The organism is Acinetobacter faecalis (assembly GCF_034187745.1).
Taxonomy (GTDB): domain Bacteria; phylum Pseudomonadota; class Gammaproteobacteria; order Pseudomonadales; family Moraxellaceae; genus Acinetobacter; species Acinetobacter faecalis.
This window is the reverse complement of record NZ_JAXHPF010000003.1, coordinates 21,663-41,059: the sequence shown is the minus strand read 5'-3', so window position 1 is coordinate 41,059 and position 19,397 is coordinate 21,663. Positions and strand designations below refer to the sequence as shown.

Annotated in this window: 19 protein-coding genes; 16 read left to right on the top strand and 3 right to left on the bottom strand. The window is 36.9% G+C overall.

The genetic code is table 11. The features are described 5' to 3' along the window. Window positions 1–67 precede the first annotated feature (67 nt). From SKM54_RS03805 to alr, 11 genes are all read left to right on the top strand, one after another. Window positions 68–844 (top strand): RDD family protein, encoded by a 777-nt coding sequence (locus SKM54_RS03805; RefSeq protein ID WP_321094175.1) that lies wholly within the window; start codon window positions 68–70, stop codon window positions 842–844. A 305-nt stretch (window positions 845–1,149) separates the two neighbouring features. Next, window positions 1,150–2,190 (top strand): ubiquinol oxidase subunit II, encoded by a 1,041-nt coding sequence (gene cyoA, locus SKM54_RS03800; RefSeq protein ID WP_321087157.1) that lies wholly within the window; start codon window positions 1,150–1,152, stop codon window positions 2,188–2,190. 3 nt (window positions 2,191–2,193) lie between these two features. Next, the gene (cyoB, locus tag SKM54_RS03795; protein WP_154773463.1) at window positions 2,194–4,182 is read left to right on the top strand and encodes a cytochrome o ubiquinol oxidase subunit I; all 1,989 of its coding nucleotides are present in this window, start codon (window positions 2,194–2,196) and stop codon (window positions 4,180–4,182) included. Between the two features lie 4 nt (window positions 4,183–4,186). Next, a complete protein-coding gene (cyoC, locus tag SKM54_RS03790; RefSeq protein WP_154773462.1) occupies window positions 4,187–4,807 on the top strand; it encodes a cytochrome o ubiquinol oxidase subunit III in 621 nt (206 codons plus the stop codon). Beyond that, a complete protein-coding gene (gene cyoD, locus SKM54_RS03785) occupies window positions 4,804–5,133 on the top strand; it encodes a cytochrome o ubiquinol oxidase subunit IV (RefSeq protein ID WP_171501349.1) in 330 nt (109 codons plus the stop codon). The genes cyoC and cyoD overlap by 4 nt, the downstream gene beginning before the upstream one ends. A gap of 10 nt (window positions 5,134–5,143) precedes the next feature. Further along, entirely contained in the window at window positions 5,144–6,022 is an 879-nt protein-coding gene (gene cyoE, locus SKM54_RS03780; RefSeq protein WP_154773460.1) for a heme o synthase, read from the top strand. 237 nt (window positions 6,023–6,259) lie between these two features. Beyond that, window positions 6,260–6,649, top strand: coding sequence for a 30S ribosomal protein S6 (gene rpsF, locus SKM54_RS03775; RefSeq protein WP_154773459.1), 390 nt, complete (start codon window positions 6,260–6,262; stop codon window positions 6,647–6,649). Between the two features lie 12 nt (window positions 6,650–6,661). Next, window positions 6,662–6,889, top strand: a complete 228-nt coding sequence (gene rpsR, locus SKM54_RS03770; RefSeq protein ID WP_004278792.1) for a 30S ribosomal protein S18 — start codon at window positions 6,662–6,664, stop codon at window positions 6,887–6,889. A 9-nt stretch (window positions 6,890–6,898) separates the two neighbouring features. Further along, complete coding sequence (gene rplI, locus SKM54_RS03765) at window positions 6,899–7,345, top strand: 50S ribosomal protein L9 (protein WP_171501347.1); 447 nt, start codon at window positions 6,899–6,901, stop codon at window positions 7,343–7,345. A gap of 225 nt (window positions 7,346–7,570) precedes the next feature. Then, the gene (dnaB, locus tag SKM54_RS03760) at window positions 7,571–9,016 is read left to right on the top strand and encodes a replicative DNA helicase (protein WP_154773458.1); all 1,446 of its coding nucleotides are present in this window, start codon (window positions 7,571–7,573) and stop codon (window positions 9,014–9,016) included. 50 nt (window positions 9,017–9,066) lie between these two features. After that, complete coding sequence (gene alr / locus SKM54_RS03755) at window positions 9,067–10,140, top strand: alanine racemase (RefSeq protein WP_321094172.1); 1,074 nt, start codon at window positions 9,067–9,069, stop codon at window positions 10,138–10,140. A 56-nt stretch (window positions 10,141–10,196) separates the two neighbouring features. Here alr and SKM54_RS03750 read toward each other — a convergent pair whose 3' ends face one another. Further along, window positions 10,197–10,607, bottom strand: a complete 411-nt coding sequence (locus SKM54_RS03750) for a BLUF domain-containing protein (RefSeq protein WP_321094169.1) — start codon at window positions 10,605–10,607, stop codon at window positions 10,197–10,199. A 292-nt stretch (window positions 10,608–10,899) separates the two neighbouring features. Between SKM54_RS03750 and SKM54_RS03745 the strand changes: the two genes are divergently transcribed. Then, entirely contained in the window at window positions 10,900–11,901 is a 1,002-nt protein-coding gene (locus SKM54_RS03745) for a helix-turn-helix transcriptional regulator (RefSeq protein WP_248104240.1), read from the top strand. 386 nt (window positions 11,902–12,287) lie between these two features. Here the strand turns inward: SKM54_RS03745 and mhpT are convergent, their stop codons facing one another. Together mhpT and mnmG are read right to left on the bottom strand one after the other, a co-directional pair. Continuing rightward, window positions 12,288–13,487 carry a 3-(3-hydroxy-phenyl)propionate transporter MhpT gene (gene mhpT, locus SKM54_RS03740; protein WP_321094166.1) on the bottom strand — a complete coding sequence of 400 codons (1,200 nt, stop codon included), beginning with the start codon at window positions 13,485–13,487 and terminating at the stop codon, window positions 12,288–12,290. 292 nt (window positions 13,488–13,779) lie between these two features. Beyond that, window positions 13,780–15,660, bottom strand: a complete 1,881-nt coding sequence (gene mnmG / locus SKM54_RS03735) for a tRNA uridine-5-carboxymethylaminomethyl(34) synthesis enzyme MnmG (protein ID WP_321094164.1) — start codon at window positions 15,658–15,660, stop codon at window positions 13,780–13,782. A 290-nt stretch (window positions 15,661–15,950) separates the two neighbouring features. On the opposite strand from mnmG, the gene SKM54_RS03730 reads away from it, so the two are divergent. The 4 genes from SKM54_RS03730 to fis all read left to right on the top strand — a co-directional run bounded on the left by SKM54_RS03730 (window position 15,951) and on the right by fis (window position 19,382). Next, the gene (locus tag SKM54_RS03730) at window positions 15,951–16,823 is read left to right on the top strand and encodes a bile acid:sodium symporter family protein (protein ID WP_321094161.1); all 873 of its coding nucleotides are present in this window, start codon (window positions 15,951–15,953) and stop codon (window positions 16,821–16,823) included. Between the two features lie 118 nt (window positions 16,824–16,941). Further along, window positions 16,942–17,844, top strand: a complete 903-nt coding sequence (gene prmA / locus SKM54_RS03725) for a 50S ribosomal protein L11 methyltransferase (RefSeq protein ID WP_171501213.1) — start codon at window positions 16,942–16,944, stop codon at window positions 17,842–17,844. A gap of 20 nt (window positions 17,845–17,864) precedes the next feature. Beyond that, the gene (locus tag SKM54_RS03720; protein WP_321094159.1) at window positions 17,865–18,725 is read left to right on the top strand and encodes a DUF3426 domain-containing protein; all 861 of its coding nucleotides are present in this window, start codon (window positions 17,865–17,867) and stop codon (window positions 18,723–18,725) included. A 387-nt stretch (window positions 18,726–19,112) separates the two neighbouring features. Next, on the top strand, window positions 19,113–19,382 hold the full coding sequence (fis, locus tag SKM54_RS03715; protein WP_001086304.1) for a DNA-binding transcriptional regulator Fis: 270 nt from the start codon (window positions 19,113–19,115) through the stop codon (window positions 19,380–19,382). Window positions 19,383–19,397 lie beyond the last annotated feature (15 nt).

The following is a 19,397-nucleotide window of genomic DNA, read 5'->3' as shown; positions in this document are numbered from 1 at the left end:
AAAAAAAGACCCTAATTAGGGTCTTTTTTCATTTATACTCTTAGCACGTTTTTGAGATTTAAAATTTATGCAGATTTATTTGGCACGAAATAATCAACAAGCTGGTCCATATACTGTTGAACAAGTTAATCAAATGCTCGCGAGCCAACAAATTCTACTTACGGATTTAGCTTGGCACGAAGGTATGGTTGAATGGAAAGCATTGGGCGAACTCACACAAGGTAAACTTGTGTACGAACCTGCTGGTTATATAGCACCACCATCTGTACCAAATTTTGATAAAACACAACAAACTTATCAAAACCCAAGTATTCACAATATTAGCGTGAATAAAAAAGTTGAGCCTGAACTTGCATCAATTGGTTCACGTGCATTGGCTAAAGGCTTAGATATTCTACTTTGGATTCCTGCTGCGGTTATCCCTTCATTTTTCTTAAACCAAACTCAATTCACTGCTCTAACTGAAATTCAACAGAAAATGCAAGCAGCTACAACTTCAGAACAAGCACTCAAAGTTCAATCGGAATTATTTCAACTCATTCCAAATGAAGCTTGGATTGCTGTTGGTATTTACATTGTTAGTATGCTCGCAATTCAAGCAATTTTATTGGCTAAACATGGTCAAAGTATTGGTAAACGTTTAGCAAAGATTAAAATTGTAGATGTAAACACAAATGAAAAGGTTTCATTAATGCGTGGATTCACTTTACGCAGTGTTTTGTTTATTTTACCAACGTTTTATTTACTGCCATTCTTTTCTATTATCGATTATGCGTTTAGCTTTAACAAAAATCGTCAAACCTTGCATGACAAACTTGCTAAAACCAAAGTTGTAAAGCAATAAGTTACCGAAAATACACAAGGGCATAATAATGTCCTTGTTACCCTTCACTGCCTTGATATTTCAAATAAAAATTTATAAATATAATTAATTCCGACTAACAAAATTGGTTTTTATTACAGTCATTTAAAGCACCTTTAGATATAGCTTAGTTCATAGATATAAGGCATAATGCCCTACAACGTAGCGGTGTCCGATGATTTCAAGATTTTTAGTTTAATTTGAACATTAAAGCTTGAACATATCAGACACTTTAATCGCTATCCCATATTTAATTAGGGAATGGGACTCTTCACCGAGGTTGTAAAATGAGACAAACGACATTAGCTGTATTGTCTTTATCAATGATGGCCGCACTGTTAACAGGTTGCGGTGGTGATCTAGTACTTCTAAACTCAAAAGGTCCAGTAGCAGCAGGTCAAAGTAGCCTGATGATGACTGCGATTTACCTAATGTTATTGGTGGTAATCCCATCAATCATTATGGCTTTGTGGTTTGGTTGGAAATATCGCGCGTCAAATAAAGATGCAGACTATAAACCTACATGGGCACACTCTACTGCAATTGAAATTGTAGTTTGGGGTATTCCTGTGATTATTATTGGTATTCTAGCGGTTCTAACTTGGGTTGGTTCACACAAGTACGATCCATACAAACCACTTGAATCTGATAAAGCGCCATTAACTGTTCAAGTTATTGCAGAACAATTCAAATGGATCTTCATCTATCCAGAGCAAAGCATTGCGACTGTAAACGAATTACGTTTCCCGGAAAAAACTCCTGTAAACCTTCGTTTAACATCTAACTTTACAATGAACTCTTTCTTCATTCCTGCGCTAAGTGGTCAAATCTACGCAATGGCGGGCATGCAGACTCATCTTCATTTATTATCAGATGAAACAAGTCCTGCTGAAGGATATCGTGGTTTCTCTTCTAACTATTCTGGCTATGGCTTCTCACAAATGCGCTTCCGTGCACATGCTGTGACTGATGCTCAATTTGCTGAATGGGTTGCAAGTGTTAAAGCAGGTAAAGGTACTTCAGTAAATCCAGAAGCAGTTCAAAAAACTGTTTTAGACAAAGCTGAATTTGCTACTTTACGTGACGGTAACCGCTCTGCGCACCAAATCAAAGTGATGAATGAAACTGCAAGAACTGACTTAGAGAAGAAACTTGCTGCGACTGCTAAAGCAGAAGGTCCTTATCCGACTAAGCCACACCCTGTGACTTACTATTCTTCTGTTGAGCAAGGTTTGTTTGAATCTGTGATCAATACTTATATGTCAAACTACCATGGCGCTGATCATTCAGCTTCTGAAGCACATGCAACTGCTTCTCAAGGGGAATAACACATGAGCTTATTAGGTAAGTTAGGTCCTGATGCAATTCCACACGATCCAATCGTGTTGGTGACAGTTGCATTAATGATTTTAGGTGGTATTGCTGTAGTTGGCGGTATTACTTATTTCAAAAAATGGTCTTACTTGTGGAACGAATGGTTCACATCTGTAGATCATAAAAAAATCGGTATCATGTATCTTTTCGTATCTATCATCATGCTACTTCGTGGCTTTGCTGATGCGATTATGATGCGTCTTCAACTATTCCTTGCAAAAGGTGGTGGTGAAGGTTATTTACACCCAGAACATTACGATCAAATCTTCACAGCTCATGGCGTGATCATGATTTTCTTCGTAGCAATGGGTCTTGTTGTTGGTCTAATGAACATCTCGGTACCGCTTCAAATTGGTGCTCGTGACGTTGCATTCCCATTATTAAACTCTTTAAGCTTCTGGTTATTCGCCGGTGCTGCTGGCTTAATGATGGTGTCTCTTGCTCTTGGTGAGTTCGCTGCAACTGGTTGGATGGCTTATCCTCCATTGTCAGGTATCGAATACTCTCCTGGCGTAGGTATGGACTACTACATCTGGGCATTACAGGTTTCTGGTCTTGGTACGTTGTTAACTGGTGTTAACTTCTTTGTTACCATTATCAAAATGCGTGCGCCTGGCATGGGTCTTATGGATATGCCGATTTTCACGTGGACATCTTTATGTACTGCTGTGTTAATCATTGCATCATTCCCTGTGTTAACTGCAACAATTGCAATGTTAACGCTTGACCGTTACTTCGATTTCCACTTCTTCACAAACGACTTAGGCGGTAGCCCAATGTTGTACGTGAACTTGATTTGGACTTGGGGTCACCCAGAAGTTTATATCTTAGTATTACCTGCTTTTGGTATTTACTCAGAAGTTGTATCTACATTCTGTCGCAAGACTTTGTTTGGATACAAATCAATGGTGTATGCAACGATCGCGATTACAATTCTTGCGTTCGTGGTATGGGTTCACCATTTCTTTACTATGGGTGCTGGTGCCAACGTTAACGCGTTCTTCGGTATCATGACTATGGTCATTGCGATTCCTACAGGTGTGAAAATCTTCTCTTGGTTATTCACAATGTATAAGGGTCGTATTACGTATACAACACCAATGCTTTGGACACTTGGCTTCCTTGTGACTTTCGGTATCGGTGGTTTGACTGGTGTATTAATGGCTGTTCCGCCTGCGGACTTCCTTGTACACAACTCTTTATTCCTTATCGCTCACTTCCATAACGTAATTATTGGTGGTGTTGTGTTCGCTATGTTCGCGGGTATCATTTTCTACTGGCCAAAAATGTTTGGTTGGAGATTAAATGAAACTTGGGGTAAAGCATCTTTCTGGTTCTGGTTCTTCGGTTTCTACTTTGCATTCATGCCACTTTATATCCTTGGTTTCATGGGTATGACTCGTCGTTTGAATACATATGACAACCCTGAATGGGATCCGTACTTAGCTATCGCTTTATTTGGTTCAGTACTAATCTTAATTGGTATTCTGTGCTTCGTTATGCAAATTGTTGTTGGTTTCTTACAACGCAATCAACGTATCGACTATACAGGCGATGCTTGGGATGGTCGTACGCTTGAATGGGCTACTTCTTCTCCTGCTCCGTTCTATAACTTTGCTCACCTTCCAAAAATCAATGGTATTGATACTTTCTGGACTGACAAAGAAAACGGTGTTGCATACGTTAAACCAACTCAATACGAAGACATTCATATGCCAACTAACCGTGCCGCTGGTATTGTTATTGGTCTAATCATCACATTAATGGGCTTTGCTTTAATCTGGCACATTTGGTGGTTAGCTATTGTTTCCTTCGTTGCTGCAATCGTGAGTTTCATTGTTTCTTCATTCACGAAGAAAGTTGACTACTACGTTCCTGCTGCTGAAGTTGAACGTATTGAAAACGAACGCTATGCGATTCTTGAAAAACATTTGAAGAAGGACTAAGACAATGGCTGACGTACTTCATCACGAAAATCACGGACACGATGAGCATCATCACCACGATGATACAGACATCACTGTCTTTGGTTTTTGGACATACTTGATGAGTGACTTGATCCTTTTCGGAACACTCTTCATTGCATTCGCTGTTTTAAGTAGCCATATCCCTGTTGGCACTCCAAGCGCAAAAGATTTGTTTGGCGATTCTTTAAGCTTCGTTTTAACTGAAACTTTTGCTCTTTTAATCTCTTCAGTAACGTTTGGTTTTGCTGTTCTTGCAGCATACAAAAAAGACGTTGCTAAAGTATTAACTTGGTTAGCTGTAACTTGGGTATTTGGTGCTATCTTCATCGGTATGGAACTTTATGAATTTCAGCATTTAGTTCACGCTGGTCATGGTCCAAGCACTTCTGCATTCTTATCTGCGTTCTTTACGCTGGTAGGTACGCATGGTATCCACGTAACCTCAGGTTTAGTTTGGATGATCGTGTTAATGGTTCAAATCAAGAAATATGGTTTGACACTTGCAAACACTCGTCGTCTTGCTTGCCTAAGCTTATTCTGGCATTTCCTTGATATCGTTTGGATTTGTGTATTCAGCGTAGTTTACTTATTAGGAGTACTATAATGAGTCACGAACATAACGCTGCAGGTGCTGCACACGGTAACGTTAAGCAATATACAATTGGTTTTATTCTTTCAGTTATCCTTACCATTATTCCTTTTGGTATGGTAATGGCTGGCGGATTTAGCCGTGGTTTATTGGTTGCCGTTATTGCAATTACTGCTATTGCACAAGTACTGATTCAATTAGTTTACTTCTTGCACATGAACTCATCTTCAGAGCAACGTTGGAACGTAATTGCATTTGTTTATACAATTGTTTGTATCGCCGTGCTTTTAATTGGTTCTGTATGGATCATGAACTACTTACACCTCAACATGATGATCTAAACTGGTCGTCATGCTGAAAAAGTATTTATTCCTGACTAAGCCAGGAATTCTCTTTGGTAACTTCGTTACCACTTTGGGCGGCTTCTTTTTAGCCGCCCAAGGTTCTGTAGATTTCCTTCTCCTACTCATCACCCTCATTGGTACAACACTTGTTGTTGCCTCTGGATGTGTGATCAATAACGTTATTGATCAAGACATAGATCAAAAAATGCAACGCACTCAAAATCGTGCGCTTGTAATTAAAGCCATTTCTGTTCCTGTCGCACTCGCGTTTGCCTTTGCTTTAGGTCTATTTGGTTTTAGCATTTTATGGTTTGCTGTAAATGCCTATGCCTTTTTATTTGCTGTTATTGGTTTTGTAGTTTATGTATGTTTTTACAGTCTTTGGACAAAAAGAACGACAATTCATCAAACTGTAGTTGGAAGTATTTCTGGTGCAAGCCCTCCTGTTATAGGCTATACGGCTGTTGTAGCACAATTTGACGTTGGCGCCTTAATTCTATTTATAGGATATGCACTCTGGCAAATGCCTCATTCATGGGGAATTGCAATTTACCGTTTTGATGACTACAAAAATGCAGGTATTCCAATTTTACCTGTAGCACGCACAATCTTACGCACAAAAATCGAATCTTTGATTTATGTCGTATTGTTTACAATTGCAATGAATCTTATCTTTGTATTTGGCTATGCAAATTGGATTTACTTTGTAATATTAAATGCACTTTGCATTTACTGGTTGTATATTGCGGTTATTGGCTTCAAAGCACAAAATGATCAATTATGGGCAAAACGCTTTTTCCTATTTTCGGTTATTTTAATTACTGTTTTAAGTATTAGCTTTAGCTTTACTTCAATTACACCAACTACAAATTTTGTACTTTTTTAAAAGATAGAGCTCTCCTCTATCTTTTATTAGAGTTTTCCATTTTTAAATATAAAAACTATATCTTCCACTCAATATTAATTTTCCTAATTGCATTTGTAGTTTATTTCACGCAATTCCTTGTAATTTCCACTTAAAAGCACTAAAATCACGCTTCGCATTTTTTTGCGACACAACTTCGGTTGTGACTCCTTGCCTTTAACTTTTGTTACAGGCTGTATAATCCGTAAGGAGCTGACAATGCGTCACTACGAAATCGTACTTTTAGTACATCCTGATCAAAGCGATCAAGTAGTGGGTATGGTAGAACGTTACCTAACTCACATCAAAGAAGCTGAAGGTCAAATTCACCGTCTTGAAGATTGGGGCCGTCGTCAATTGGCTTACCCAATTAACAAAATTCACAAAGCGCACTACATTCTTATGAACGTTGAATGTGGTCAAACTACGCTTGATGAATTAGAAGAGTTGTTCCGTTACAACGATGCAATCCTTCGTAATCTTATCATCCGTCGTGAAAACGCTATCACTGAAGAGTCGTTATTGGCTAAGAGTGCTGAAGAAAAACGTGCGCGTAAAGCTCAACGTGAAGAAGCACAACACGCTAACCAAGACTCTGCTGAAGCTTAAGGAGAACATAACATGGCACGTTTTTACCGTCGTCGCAAGTTCTGCCGCTTTACAGCTGAGAACGTTACGTACATCGATTACAAAGACATCGATACTTTAAAACAGTACATCACTGAAAACGGCAAAATTGTTCCTAGCCGTATTACAGGTACTAAAGCTCGTTACCAACGTCAATTGGCGCTTGCTATTAAACAAGCTCGCTACTTGTCTTTGATCCCTTACACTGACAATCATAAGTGAGGTTGAGCTGTGGATATTATTTTATTACAACGCGTTAAAAACCTTGGTAAATTAGGCGATAAAGTATCAGTTAAAGCTGGTTACGGCCGTAACTTCCTTATCCCTCAAGGTATTGCAGTTGCTGCAACAGAATCAAACACTGCTGCTTTTGAAGCTCGTCGCGCTGAACTTGAGAAACAAGAAGCTGAAGTATTAGCTGCTGCTCAAGCACGTGCTGACCAATTGAACGAAGTAAATATCGTAATCACTGCGAAAGCTGGTGACGAAGGTAAATTATTCGGTTCAATCGGTACTCGTGACATCGCTGATGCGTTAACGAATGCTGGTCTTTCTGTAGACCGCGCTGAAGTTCGTTTACCAAACGGTGCGCTTCGTCATACTGGCGAATTCAACATCGCAATCCAATTGCATCATGATGTTGTTGCTGAAGTTCTCGTTACTATCGTATCTGAGTAATTTTCTGCAAAGAAAAAGAGCATGCATTCGCATGCTCTTTTTTTATCTTTAAAAATACCCTTCTCTACTCTTATTAATATTTCACGTTATTTGCTTCGAGAAATATTCAAATTCAAGTCGCATTTTGTGTGCAGAACACGTATGATTTAAAATCATAATTGATAATTTATTGATTAATCAAACTTAAATAATTCTGCATATACTGTTTTAAAATCAGGGATTTATATGTCACAGGCAACTGCCAACTCAAAGCAAAATTCAACAAAAACAACACCTACGCTTAGCGAAAGTGCTCAGCTTAAAGAATTTCGTACGCCTCCACATAACTTGGCGATTGAACAAGCTGTACTTGCTGCTCTTATGACTGTTGCTGAATCCTTTGAACAAGTAGGTGATGTACTTCAAGAATCTGACTTTTACGCAACACGACACAAATATATTTTCCGTGCCATTGATACACTCGCAAAAGAAAACTCACCTTACGATGCCGTATTGGTAAATGACTGGCTTATTAAGCAAAATTTACTCGATGCAGCAGGTGGAGAAGAATATTTAATGCAATTGATGGCAGATTCCCCATCAAGTTTTTATAACATTGAAACCTATGCATCTAAAATTAAAGAATTTTCTACGTTAAGAAATATGATTAAGGTCAGCTCTGAAATCTTACAAAATGCTTATGACACCAAAGGTCGCAATGTCAGTGAAATTTTAGATTTAGCTGAAACCAATATTTTCCAAATTGCAGAGCAACATAATAATAATAAAAAAAATGCAGGCCCAAAGCCTATTAACTCCGTTGTTGCAGATGTATTTGATAAGTTAAATGAACTTTCACAAATGGAAGGCAGTATTACAGGTTTAACTACAGGCTTTGTTGAACTTGATAATAAAACTTCAGGTATGCAAGCAGGCGATTTAATTATTGTGGCTGCTCGTCCATCTATGGGTAAAACAACATTTGCCATGAATTTGGTTGAAAGTGTTCTGTTTAACAATAACTTACCTGCGCTTGTATACTCAATGGAGATGCCCGCAGATTCGATTGCAATGCGTCTAATTTCATCTTTTGGACGTGTTCATCAAGGGCATTTGCGTTCAGGAAAAATGGACAGCGATGAATGGTCAAAAGTAACTAGCACTATTGTTCATTTACAAGAAAAAAATCTTTATATTGATGACTCTTCTGCATTACCACCAACAGAATTACGTTCACGAGCACGTCGTATTGCAAAACAACATGGCGGTAAACTCGGATGTATTATGGTCGATTACCTTCAGTTAATGAAAGTTCCTGGTATGGGCGATAACCGTGTTGGTGAGATTTCTGAAATTTCACGAAGCTTAAAAGCACTTGCCAAAGAAATGCAATGCCCCGTTATTGCACTTTCTCAGCTTAACCGTGCACTAGAGAACAGACCAAATAAACGCCCTGTAATGTCAGATTTACGTGAATCTGGTGCGATTGAGCAGGATGCCGATTTGATTATGTTTATTTACCGTGATGAGGTTTATAATAAAGAGTCAAAAGAAGCAGGTACTGCCGAAATTATTATCGGTAAGCAACGTAACGGTCCTATTGGTACTGTTCGCCTTGCTTTTGAAGGTCAATACACTCGTTTTAGTAATTTATCACCTGAGTTTTATGCTCAATATGATGACGAAGAATAAAATCTATTCTTCTCATCATTTTATAGTTTTCGTCCCAAGGAGTATCTAGGGTGCGTCAAGCAACAGTTTATATTGATAGCGAAGCACTTCAATATAATTTAAACCGCGTTAAACAACTTGCTCCAACTGCCAAAATTGTAAGTATGGTAAAAGCCAATGCCTATGGACATGGTGTTAAAGACTGTTTAACAGCCTTAGCAAATACAGATGCTTTTGGTGTTGCTTGCTTAGAAGAAGCTTTAGAAATTCGTGAATTAGGCTATCAACAACCAATTACGCTCATTGAAGGCATTTTTTCTGCTGAAGAAATGCAAATTGTGATCGATCAAAATATTGAAATTGTTGTTCATCATCAACAACAGCTCGATTGGTTACGCGCACAAAAAGATGCTTATATTGCTAAAAATCTTAAAATTTGGGTAAAACTGAATAGCGGAATGAATCGCTTAGGTTTTAAAGTTGATGAAATTATAGATGTAATCCATCAACTTAAAGCAGATGGTTTTAAATGTGTACTTGCTATGCATTTTGCTAATGCAGATGCCGATAATCACCCTTTAAATGAACAACAAAAACAACAATTTTTACATGTAAAAGAAGCTTGTGCTCCAATTTTGGCATCTTGTTGTAATTCTGCTGCTATTTTTAAATGGCCTGAACTAAATTTCGATTTTGTACGCCCAGGTATTATGCTTTATGGTGCAAGCCCATTTGCAGACAAAACCGTAGAAGATTTAGATATTCAACCTGTAATGACATTTACAGCCGAAATTATTGCTTTAAATACCATTCAAGTGGGTGAATCTGTTGGTTATGGATCTACATTTATTGCAGACAAAGTAACAGAACTCGCTATTATTTCTATTGGCTACGGTGATGGCTACCCTCGTGCTTTCTTCAAACAAAATTATGTTGCAATAAATGGCCAAAAAGTGCCTGTTGTAGGACGTGTTGCAATGGATATGATTGCAATTGATGTCACAGACTTAAATGCACAATTAGGTACACAAGTTGAACTTTGGGGTAAACACCGCTTAGTTGATGATGTTGCTGAAGCCAATGGTACAATTGGTTATGAATTATTATGCAGACTAAGCAACCGCCCTATTCGTAAAAAACTTTAATAATCTCCATAAAAAAAGCCCAAAATACTTTGGGCTTTTAAAATTATACAAATCAATCAATCTTTTATATCAACCAATAAAGTAATTAGCTCTTCAACTTGATGTGGTTGCAATAATTTTGGTCTAAATAATTCAAATCCTTGATCTCGCATATACTGCTGAATTACGCTATTTCTTCTAACGTATTTCATTGACCAGTCTACAAAGTGTGATTTGTTTACAGGCTTATATTCAAAAAGAGTAAATCCTTTATGGCGTGTATCTTTCTTTAACTTTTCAATCAGAATATCTAAAGCTTCCTTTTCACCTTCTAGACACTGAAAAAAATATTGATCTGCAAAATAAAGAACACCTCTAATTTCATGTTCAACGTTAAAATCACGTGCTTCTTTTAAAATATTTCTTAAGTCTTCTAACAACTTATCACTATCTGACGTTGAACAACTTGCATAACATAATTGGTACATGCATGCTCCTTTTATTATTATAAAAATTAAATAGTTAAATCTCGCTTTAACAATGTAATTCTTTTAAAAATAAAAGCAAACATTTTAATCAAAAAAATCTAACATCTTTAAAATACATTCAAATAACCACATTTACATATTCAGCCCCCGCCCAAATGGATTTATCATTTAATTATTCATTAAAAAATTAATTGAATATGATTTTGTTAAATTTACTTGCTAAACCAATGCGGTTTTCATATTGTGTGATGTAGCCAATTTATGTCTTTCTCAATTCATCGTATTTTTATTCATTATGCAAGCACAAGAAAAAGAAACATCAAATACTTTATATCGCCAATGGCAAATTCTTTCTCGCTTATCTACGGGAAAATGGATGGGTACGCGTGAATTACAAGAAATTTTACAACGTGAAGGCATTGATATTAGCTTGCGCACAATTCAGCGTGATTTAAACCAAATATCACAACGCTTTCCAATTGAAAATAACGGCACAGTCCCACAAGGTTGGCGTTGGCGTGCAGATGCGCCTATTCAAAGCTTACCGCACATGACCAGCTCTCAAGCCGTTACTTTTATGATGGTTGAAGAACATTTAAAGCATTTACTTCCGCCAAGTTTGGTTGAAGAAATGAATCCTTGGTTTGATCTTGCACGTCGTAGCTTATCGACACAAAATAATGTGCGCCAATGGATCAACCGTGTTCGCATTGTGCCTGCAAACCAACCGCTTATTCCTCCGTTGGTTGATCGAGGTTCTCAGCAAGCAATTTATGAAGGCTTGTTGCAAGATAAACAACTTGAATGTGTTTATCATGCACGTACAACTGGTGCAGAAGAAAAGACCTATGTTCTCAATCCTTTAGCATTAGTTCAAAAAGGTGCAGTTATTTATTTAATTTGCACTCGTTTAGACAAAACAGATATTCAGACTTTTGCCTTGCATCGTTTTAAGACAGCCAAAGTCCTCAATTCACGCGCATTACATCCTGTTGATTTTGATATAGATAAATATATTGAATCGGGTGCACTAGGTTTCCGTGTCGATTATACAAAGCCAACAGATTTGGTTAAATTAAAGCTCACAATGACGCTTGAAAATGCTGCATATTTTGAAGAAAGTCAGCTCAGTAAAGATCAAATTATGGAAGATTTAGGCAATGGCTTAATTCAAGTTCAAGCCTCCGTTCCTTTTACATCTCAACTTGTTTGGTGGTTACGTAGCTTCGGGCGTCGTATTCAAGATATTGAACCTATAGATGTATATAACGCAGTTTATGAAATTGAAGATTAAAAGAAGCCCCATTCAAGGGGCTTTTTAGTTTTATATTTATATTTTTATCGTTTTTTGCGCTGTTGGTTTATAGAAATCGAAGCGTGTAAACAAAGCCCCCCGACATTACAACCTTCTTTGTTATTTATATGCGTTATTTCACAATTCAGTTTAAGCATAGGCATGCTAAATCTGAATTGTTATAACGAATACTTTTCATAGTCATGGTGTTTACCTCGTGTTGTGAACATAAGGCTAATTTAATTGTTCTCATATTATTTGTGAAATAAGTTGATGTGCTAAATAAATCATCTTTGCTATTAAAAATAAAACTCACTTTTCTTATAAATAAAAAAGCTAAAGTAACCGTAGCTACTTTAGCTTTTAAACGACTATTTTTTAATCTATCAATCTTTTAAACTGGTTTTATATTTAGATAATGCTGTTACAGCAACTGCAGATATTACAACTGCAGGCAAACTTGCCATTAAGATACCTGTTGTGCCTAAACCTAGCGCCAAAATTTTCCCTGTTAATAAAGGTCCTGTCATTGCACCTAAACGACCCAACGAAATAGCACTACCAACACCCGTTACCTTACCTGAACCTGCGTAAAAAATTGGGGAAATACCATACAGAATTGACTGCCCACCTGTAGAGAATATACCGCCCATTACACCAGCTAAAATTAACAGTGGGATTGATGTCGTTGTGAATAATAATACAAGTGCTACAAATAAACCGCTGTAGATAATCGTAGCCATTTGCCACAATTTTAATTTATCTAGTAAATACCCTAAGCCTAAAGTACCAATCACTGCACCTACTTGGAATAACAACATAATCATGAAAGCTTGTTGTCTTTCTAAACCTTGCTGCATTAATAAGTTTGGCAACCAGCTAATTAAAATATAGTTAATCATTAGCGTAAAAAAGAAACCAAACCACAATGGCACTGTTTGCTTATAGCACTGTTCCTTAAAGAGAACCTGAACCATACCAGGTACAGCTTCATCCTGAGCTTGTTTAACTTCACGAGGCTTATCTTTTAAAATAAATGCCATGAATGGAATTAACAACAATGGTGTTAAACCACCAATCAAAAACAATGTTTGCCATTTAATATCTGTGATTAACATTGCTAGACCAGCAACAAAAATAGCACCTACAGGCAAACCACAGTACATTAAACTATTCAGCTTTCCTCGATTCTCTTCAGTTGCTTCATCACCCACAACAGAAATCATGGTTGGCATAGCTGCACCCAAACCAACGCCTGTTAAAAAGCGAGCAATATAAAGTACTTCTAAACTAGTCGCGATTGCAGTAACCGACATGAATACACCAAAAATACCAATCGAGAGCATTAAAACTTTTTTCTGCCCAATATAATCGGCTACACGACCACCAAAGAATGCACCAAACAACATTCCAAATACACCAAGGCTAAACACGTAACCCATTTGAATTTGGTCTAAACTAAATGATTCGGCAATTCCTTTTGCTGCAATACCAGGTGCTTGCAAGTCAAACCCTTCAAAAAAGGCAACCCAAAAACACAAAAATACCACGAGTACTTTTTGTATTTTAGTTCTCTGAACACTCATTTCTTCATCCTAAATTGGCGAATTTATTTCAAATCCATTTTCAGTATTTTCTATAGTTTGAAATGAAATAAGTATCTCTACGTTAGTCTTGCGAAAATTTAAATAGACTAAATTAGTCTGATTTAATACATAAAAACTTACTTTAGATATCCCACTTAAAATAAATTATCTATATAAAATATATAGTTATATAAATAAGATATTAAAATAATCGTACGATCATTTTTTATAATCATTAAAAATTTATATAAAAAAACCCGCATTTAGCGGGTTTTTTTATCAGCTTAAAATCTTATGCAGATTTCTTCACTTGGTTATTTTTACGAATGGTAATCATCACAAGTTGAACCGCAGCAGGCGTAACACCCGGAATACGGCTTGCTTGTGCTAAAGTTTCAGGACGAACATCCTTTAACTTCAACGTAATTTCACGAGATAAACCTGAAACAATGTCGTAATCAAAATCGGCAGGAATACGTGTTTTTTCAAGACGCTTCATTTGAGCAACATCTTCTTGCTGACGGTTAATATAACCTGCATATTTCACAGCAATTTCAATTTGCTCACCCACAAAAGCAGAAACTTCAGAACCTGTGATTTCAGCAATTTGTGAGAAATTAATATTTGGACGCTTCAACAAATCAATCGCATTTGTTTCTTTAGATAAATCATCACCTGTTAATTCAACAAACTTTTTACCTAAAGGATTATTTGGTGCAGCCCAAAGATGTTGCAAGCGACCTGTTTCAGTTTCAATCGCTTCCATTTTCTCGCAGTAAGATGCCCAACGCGTATCATCAACAAGACCCATTTCACGACCAATAGCCGTTAAACGCTGATCTGCATTGTCTTCACGAAGCATCAAACGATATTCCGCACGCGATGTGAACATACGGTACGGTTCTTTCGTACCTAATGTAATTAAGTCATCTACAAGCACACCAATATACGCCTCATCACGTTTAGGCGTCCATTGTTCTTGATCCCATGCACGGCGCGCAGCATTTAAGCCTGCAAGTAGACCTTGAGCGCCCGCTTCTTCATAACCTGTTGTACCGTTAATTTGACCTGCAAAATACAAGTTATTAATGGCTTTAGTTTCTAAAGAGAATTTTAAAGCTTGTGGATTGAAGTAATCGTACTCAATTGCATAGCCTGGACGCATAATATGCGCATTTTCCATACCACGAATTGAGCGAACCAATTCAAACTGAACATCAAAAGGTAAAGATGTAGAAATACCATTTGGATAAAGTTCGTGCGTATCTAAACCTTCAGGCTCAATAAATACTTGGTGCGAATCTTTATCTGCAAATTTATGAATTTTATCTTCAATTGATGGGCAGTAACGTGGACCAACACCTTCAATCACACCTGTGTACATAGGTGAACGATCTAAACCACCACGAATAATGTCGTGAGTTCTTTCGTTTGTATGTGTGATATAGCAATTCACTTGTTCAGGATGCATTGAAGCATCGCCCATAAATGACATGGTCGGAGATGGAAAATCACCCGGCTGTGCTGTCATTACAGAGAAATCGACTGAACGTGCATCAATACGTGGCGGTGTACCTGTTTTTAAACGACCTACTGGTAAATTTAATTCACGTAAACGATGTGCTAATGAAATAGATGGTGGATCACCCGCACGACCACCAGATGCATTATTTAAACCAATGTGAATTACACCACCTAAGAATGTACCTGTGGTTAAAACAACAGTTTTCGCATCGAAGCGTACGCCCATTTGAGTAACAACACCTTTAACGGTATCGCCTTCAACAATTAAGTCGTCTGCTGCTTGTTGGAAAATATCTAAATTTGCTTGATTTTCTAATGTTTCACGAATTGCAGCTTTAAAACGTACACGGTCTGCTTGAGCACGTGTTGCACGAACAGCAGCACCTTTACGTGAATTTAGAATACGGAATTGAATACCGCCTTTATCGGCAGCAAGTGCCATAGCACCGCCCAAGGCATCAATTTCACGCACTAAATGCGATTTACCAATACCACCGATGGCTGGGTTACAGCTCATCTGCCCTAAAGTCTCAATATTGTGAGTTAAGAGTAATGTCTGTCGACCCATACGTGCCGCAGCCAATGCTGCTTCTGTACCTGCGTGACCGCCGCCGATAACAATGACATCGTAAACTTTAGGATAGTGCATAGTGGTATGAGAGATAAAAAATAATGACTGAATATTGTAGCAAAATTTAGGCTTTAAGTTGACAATTTAAGTCGAATTTATCGTAATAAAAACATACTAGAAAAATACCGTATCTTTATAGATTAATTTTTAAACGCACAAAAATAAAATGAACAGTCATCTTTTATGGTTTACATACCTTTCACAACTATGGTTTATATCTTTTTACAGCTAAATAATTACAAGTAAATTTACAACAAACACATGCATATGGAATATGCCAAAACGACAATATTTACAGGAGTAAATCTATGAACATGGGAATTATTACTGTGCTTTTGCCTCTCGCATTAGCCATTATTATGATTGGCTTGGGTTTAGAACTCACACTAAACGATTTTAAACGTGTATCTAAGCATCCTAAAGCTGTACTTATTGCCCTATTCTGCCAATTGGTTATTTTAGTTGGTGTTGCATTTTTACTCTGTAAAGTTCTTTCTTTACCACCATTACTTGCCGTAGGTTTAATGTTGCTTGCAGCGTCCCCTGGTGGTAGTACAGCCAATTTATTCAGTTACTTATTTAAAGGTGATATTGCACTCAACATTAGTTTAACTGCCATAAATTCTGTTGTTGCAGCTATAACTCTACCTTTAATTATGAATTTTTCTATTTTGCACTTCATGCAAGAAAATCAGCAAATTACATTACCTTTGTCAAAAATAGTGCAAGTATTTGCCATTATTATTGTTCCTGTTGGTATTGGAATGCTGATTCGTCACTATGCGCCAAAACTTACAGAAAAATTGAATAAACCTTTACGTATATTTGCCGTTATCTTTTTAATTGCAATTATTGCCCTTGCGATATTTGCAGAACGCCAAAATATTGCAACATATTTAGCCCAAGTTGGGCTTGCAACTGCAATATTCTGTGCATGTAGTTTGGCAATTGGTTATTTTGTACCACGACTTTTAGGTATTAGTAGCACTCAAGCACGTGCATGTGCGTTTGAAATTGGCATTCATAACAGTACACTGGCAATGACCATTGCATTAACAGTTATGGTAAATACCACAATTGCCATGCCTGCTGCGGTTTACTCTATATTTATGTACATCTTCGCGGCTGCTTTTGGTTTTATGATCACTCGATCCAAACAAGCAACTGAACAAAATACTTAAATGGAAGATAAAAAATGATAATTGGAGCGGTATCTACACATCACCACTCCAATTTTTCAGCAGTGTGCTTTCAGATCGGCTACAATACGCAAGATATAAAATTTTTTAGGTTATTCCCGTGAAGTGGTTACAAATTCATATTACTGTTGAACAAGCTCAAGTCGATTTCACCGAAACTCTTTTAGAATCTCTTGGCGCAGTTAGCGTTACTTTAGACGATGCTGAAAATCAAGACTTGCTTGAGCCACTTCCAGGCGAAACACCTCTTTGGAATAAAGTTATTGTTACAGGCATTTACGCGCAAGAAGATGACGAAGAAATTGATGTTGCTGCATTAGAAACATTTATTCGTACTCAACTTCCTACAGAACCTATGCGTAGCGAATTTATGGAAGACCAAGAGTGGGAACGCACTTGGATGGATGCATACGAACCAATTCAAATTGGTGAGAAATATTGGATTGTTCCTGAATGGATGGAACCACCTGAAGCAGATGCTGTAAACATTAAATTAGATCCAGGTTTAGCATTTGGTACAGGTAACCATGCATCTACATTCCTTTGCCTACAATGGTTAGGTCAAACAGATGTTAAAGATAAAATTGTAATCGACTACGGATGTGGTTCAGGTATTTTAGCTGTTGCTGCCCTTCTATTAGGTGCTAAAAAAGTTTATGCCACAGATATCGATCCGCAAGCTGTTTTAGCAACACAACAAAATGCTGAATTAAATGGCGTATTAGATAACCTATATGTAGGTTTACCTGACGAATTTTACGAAACTTTAAAAGACCAAAAAGCAGATGTATTTGTAGCAAATATTCTTGCAGGTCCTTTAATGATGCTTGCCCCACAATTTGCGACACTTGTTAAACCTGAAAGTGAATTTGCATTGGCAGGTGTTATTCAAGAACAAGTTGAAGAAGTTTCTAGTGTATATTCAGAATTTTTTGATATATTACAAGTAGAAACGCGCGACGAATACTGGTGCAGAATCTCTGGAAAGCGTCATTCATTCTAATAACACAATACGTATAATTTATGAGTGAAAAACAAACTAGATGCCCTGAATGTTTAACAACATACAAAGTTACTGTGCCGCAGCTTACTGCGGCTCAGGGCATGGTTTGTTGCCCAAAATGCGATGCAACCTTTAATGCTGTTTCTTATCTAACATCTGTTCACAGTGATATTGATACTTCTATTTCTTATCAATTTACTGAAGCAGAAAAATTTGCAAGTGACGGTGTCACGCAATATGTACCTACTTTGGCAGCCAATGTATCTAAAATTTTTGATGCAACAGTAGAAAATTCAACAATTAATTTAAGAACCTATTTAAACAACTTAAATGCATTTAATCCCGAACCGATTAATACATTACCCTCAATTAATCTATCTAAAGATAATGACTTTATTCTCGATAAGAAAAATAGCGTTCGTTATTACACAATTTGGGGCGTCATTAATTTTTCTTTAATTGCTATTTTTGTTATTCAAATATTGATGGTCAATCCAAAAACATTAAACAGTAACTCTCTTCTAAATAGTGCTTACATAAAAATGTGTACTATTTTTAAATGTGACAATCTTATCCAACAATATTCCTTGGTCGATTTAGTCGATGTTAAAACCACATCGATAAATAACAAGGCAACGAATATTTCTGGTTATATCATTAACCACAATGAACATAGCCTGACACTTCCCCTTATTCATGTAAACTTATTAAATAATAATGTAACAGTGCATTCGCAGATTTATCATCCAAAAGAATACCTCATTAAAAGCTTAGTCAATGTCGAACGAATCCCTCAGAATAGTCCATTCAACTTCAATATTATTGTTCCAATTGCAAAAAAAGACTTCAATGATTATGAGATACAAATCATTCGCCCCTGAATATTGAAAAAAACTATTAAAAATCACAAAAAAAAGTAAAAAAAATGCAGTTTTCTTGCTCACTTTTTCTTATACAATGGTATGATACGCGCCACGAAAGCTTTGTTCTGCTAACTCCTCGCTTATTTCACAACATAATTAAATCCACAAAATGCGCTTTATGAATATTAATGCGTATCGAGTAGATTTTTTTGTTTGAGAAAGGTCTGTAACAAATCTTTAACTATTGTTACGCTTAAATTTCGACCAAAGCTCTGAGTTGTGGCAAGCTATATGCCAGTTTTAAAATATTCGGTTTTAGAATCTAGAACCCAATATTCGTTAAATTTTATAGACCATATTTATATATCACTTTACCCAAGTGATATTTGTTTCGGATTAATTCGCATGAATAGCAAATCTCCTATTTTTACTGCTCAATCTGATGTTGCTCTTCGTATTCACGTAGATCGCGCAGTTCGCCACTATTTTGCACAATTGCAAGGTGAGCAACCATCACAAGTTTACGACATGGTGTTGGCAGAAATGGAGAAACCTCTTTTATCTGTAGTTTTAGAATATACACGCGGTAACCAAACTCGTGCTGCTGAAATTCTAGGACTTAACCGTGGTACTTTACGTAAAAAGTTGAAAGCTCACGGTTTAATGAGTGAATAAATGATAAAATGCTTG

What these genes read in the sequence shown, in the direction of transcription:
- SKM54_RS03805 (WP_321094175.1), top strand. Translation starts at nt 68, where the DNA reads ATGCAGATTTATTTGGCACGAAATAATCAACAAGCTGGTCCATATACT.
- cyoA (WP_321087157.1), top strand. Translation starts at nt 1,150, where the DNA reads ATGAGACAAACGACATTAGCTGTATTGTCTTTATCAATGATGGCCGCA.
- cyoB (WP_154773463.1), top strand. Translation starts at nt 2,194, where the DNA reads ATGAGCTTATTAGGTAAGTTAGGTCCTGATGCAATTCCACACGATCCA.
- cyoC (WP_154773462.1), top strand. Translation starts at nt 4,187, where the DNA reads ATGGCTGACGTACTTCATCACGAAAATCACGGACACGATGAGCATCAT.
- cyoE (WP_154773460.1), top strand. Translation starts at nt 5,144, where the DNA reads ATGCTGAAAAAGTATTTATTCCTGACTAAGCCAGGAATTCTCTTTGGT.
- rpsF (WP_154773459.1), top strand. Translation starts at nt 6,260, where the DNA reads ATGCGTCACTACGAAATCGTACTTTTAGTACATCCTGATCAAAGCGAT.
- rpsR (WP_004278792.1), top strand. Translation starts at nt 6,662, where the DNA reads ATGGCACGTTTTTACCGTCGTCGCAAGTTCTGCCGCTTTACAGCTGAG.
- dnaB (WP_154773458.1), top strand. Translation starts at nt 7,571, where the DNA reads ATGTCACAGGCAACTGCCAACTCAAAGCAAAATTCAACAAAAACAACA.
- SKM54_RS03750 (WP_321094169.1), bottom strand. Translation starts at nt 10,607, where the DNA reads ATGTACCAATTATGTTATGCAAGTTGTTCAACGTCAGATAGTGATAAG.
- mhpT (WP_321094166.1), bottom strand. Translation starts at nt 13,487, where the DNA reads ATGAGTGTTCAGAGAACTAAAATACAAAAAGTACTCGTGGTATTTTTG.
- mnmG (WP_321094164.1), bottom strand. Translation starts at nt 15,660, where the DNA reads ATGCACTATCCTAAAGTTTACGATGTCATTGTTATCGGCGGCGGTCAC.
- SKM54_RS03730 (WP_321094161.1), top strand. Translation starts at nt 15,951, where the DNA reads ATGAACATGGGAATTATTACTGTGCTTTTGCCTCTCGCATTAGCCATT.
- SKM54_RS03720 (WP_321094159.1), top strand. Translation starts at nt 17,865, where the DNA reads ATGAGTGAAAAACAAACTAGATGCCCTGAATGTTTAACAACATACAAA.
- fis (WP_001086304.1), top strand. Translation starts at nt 19,113, where the DNA reads ATGAATAGCAAATCTCCTATTTTTACTGCTCAATCTGATGTTGCTCTT.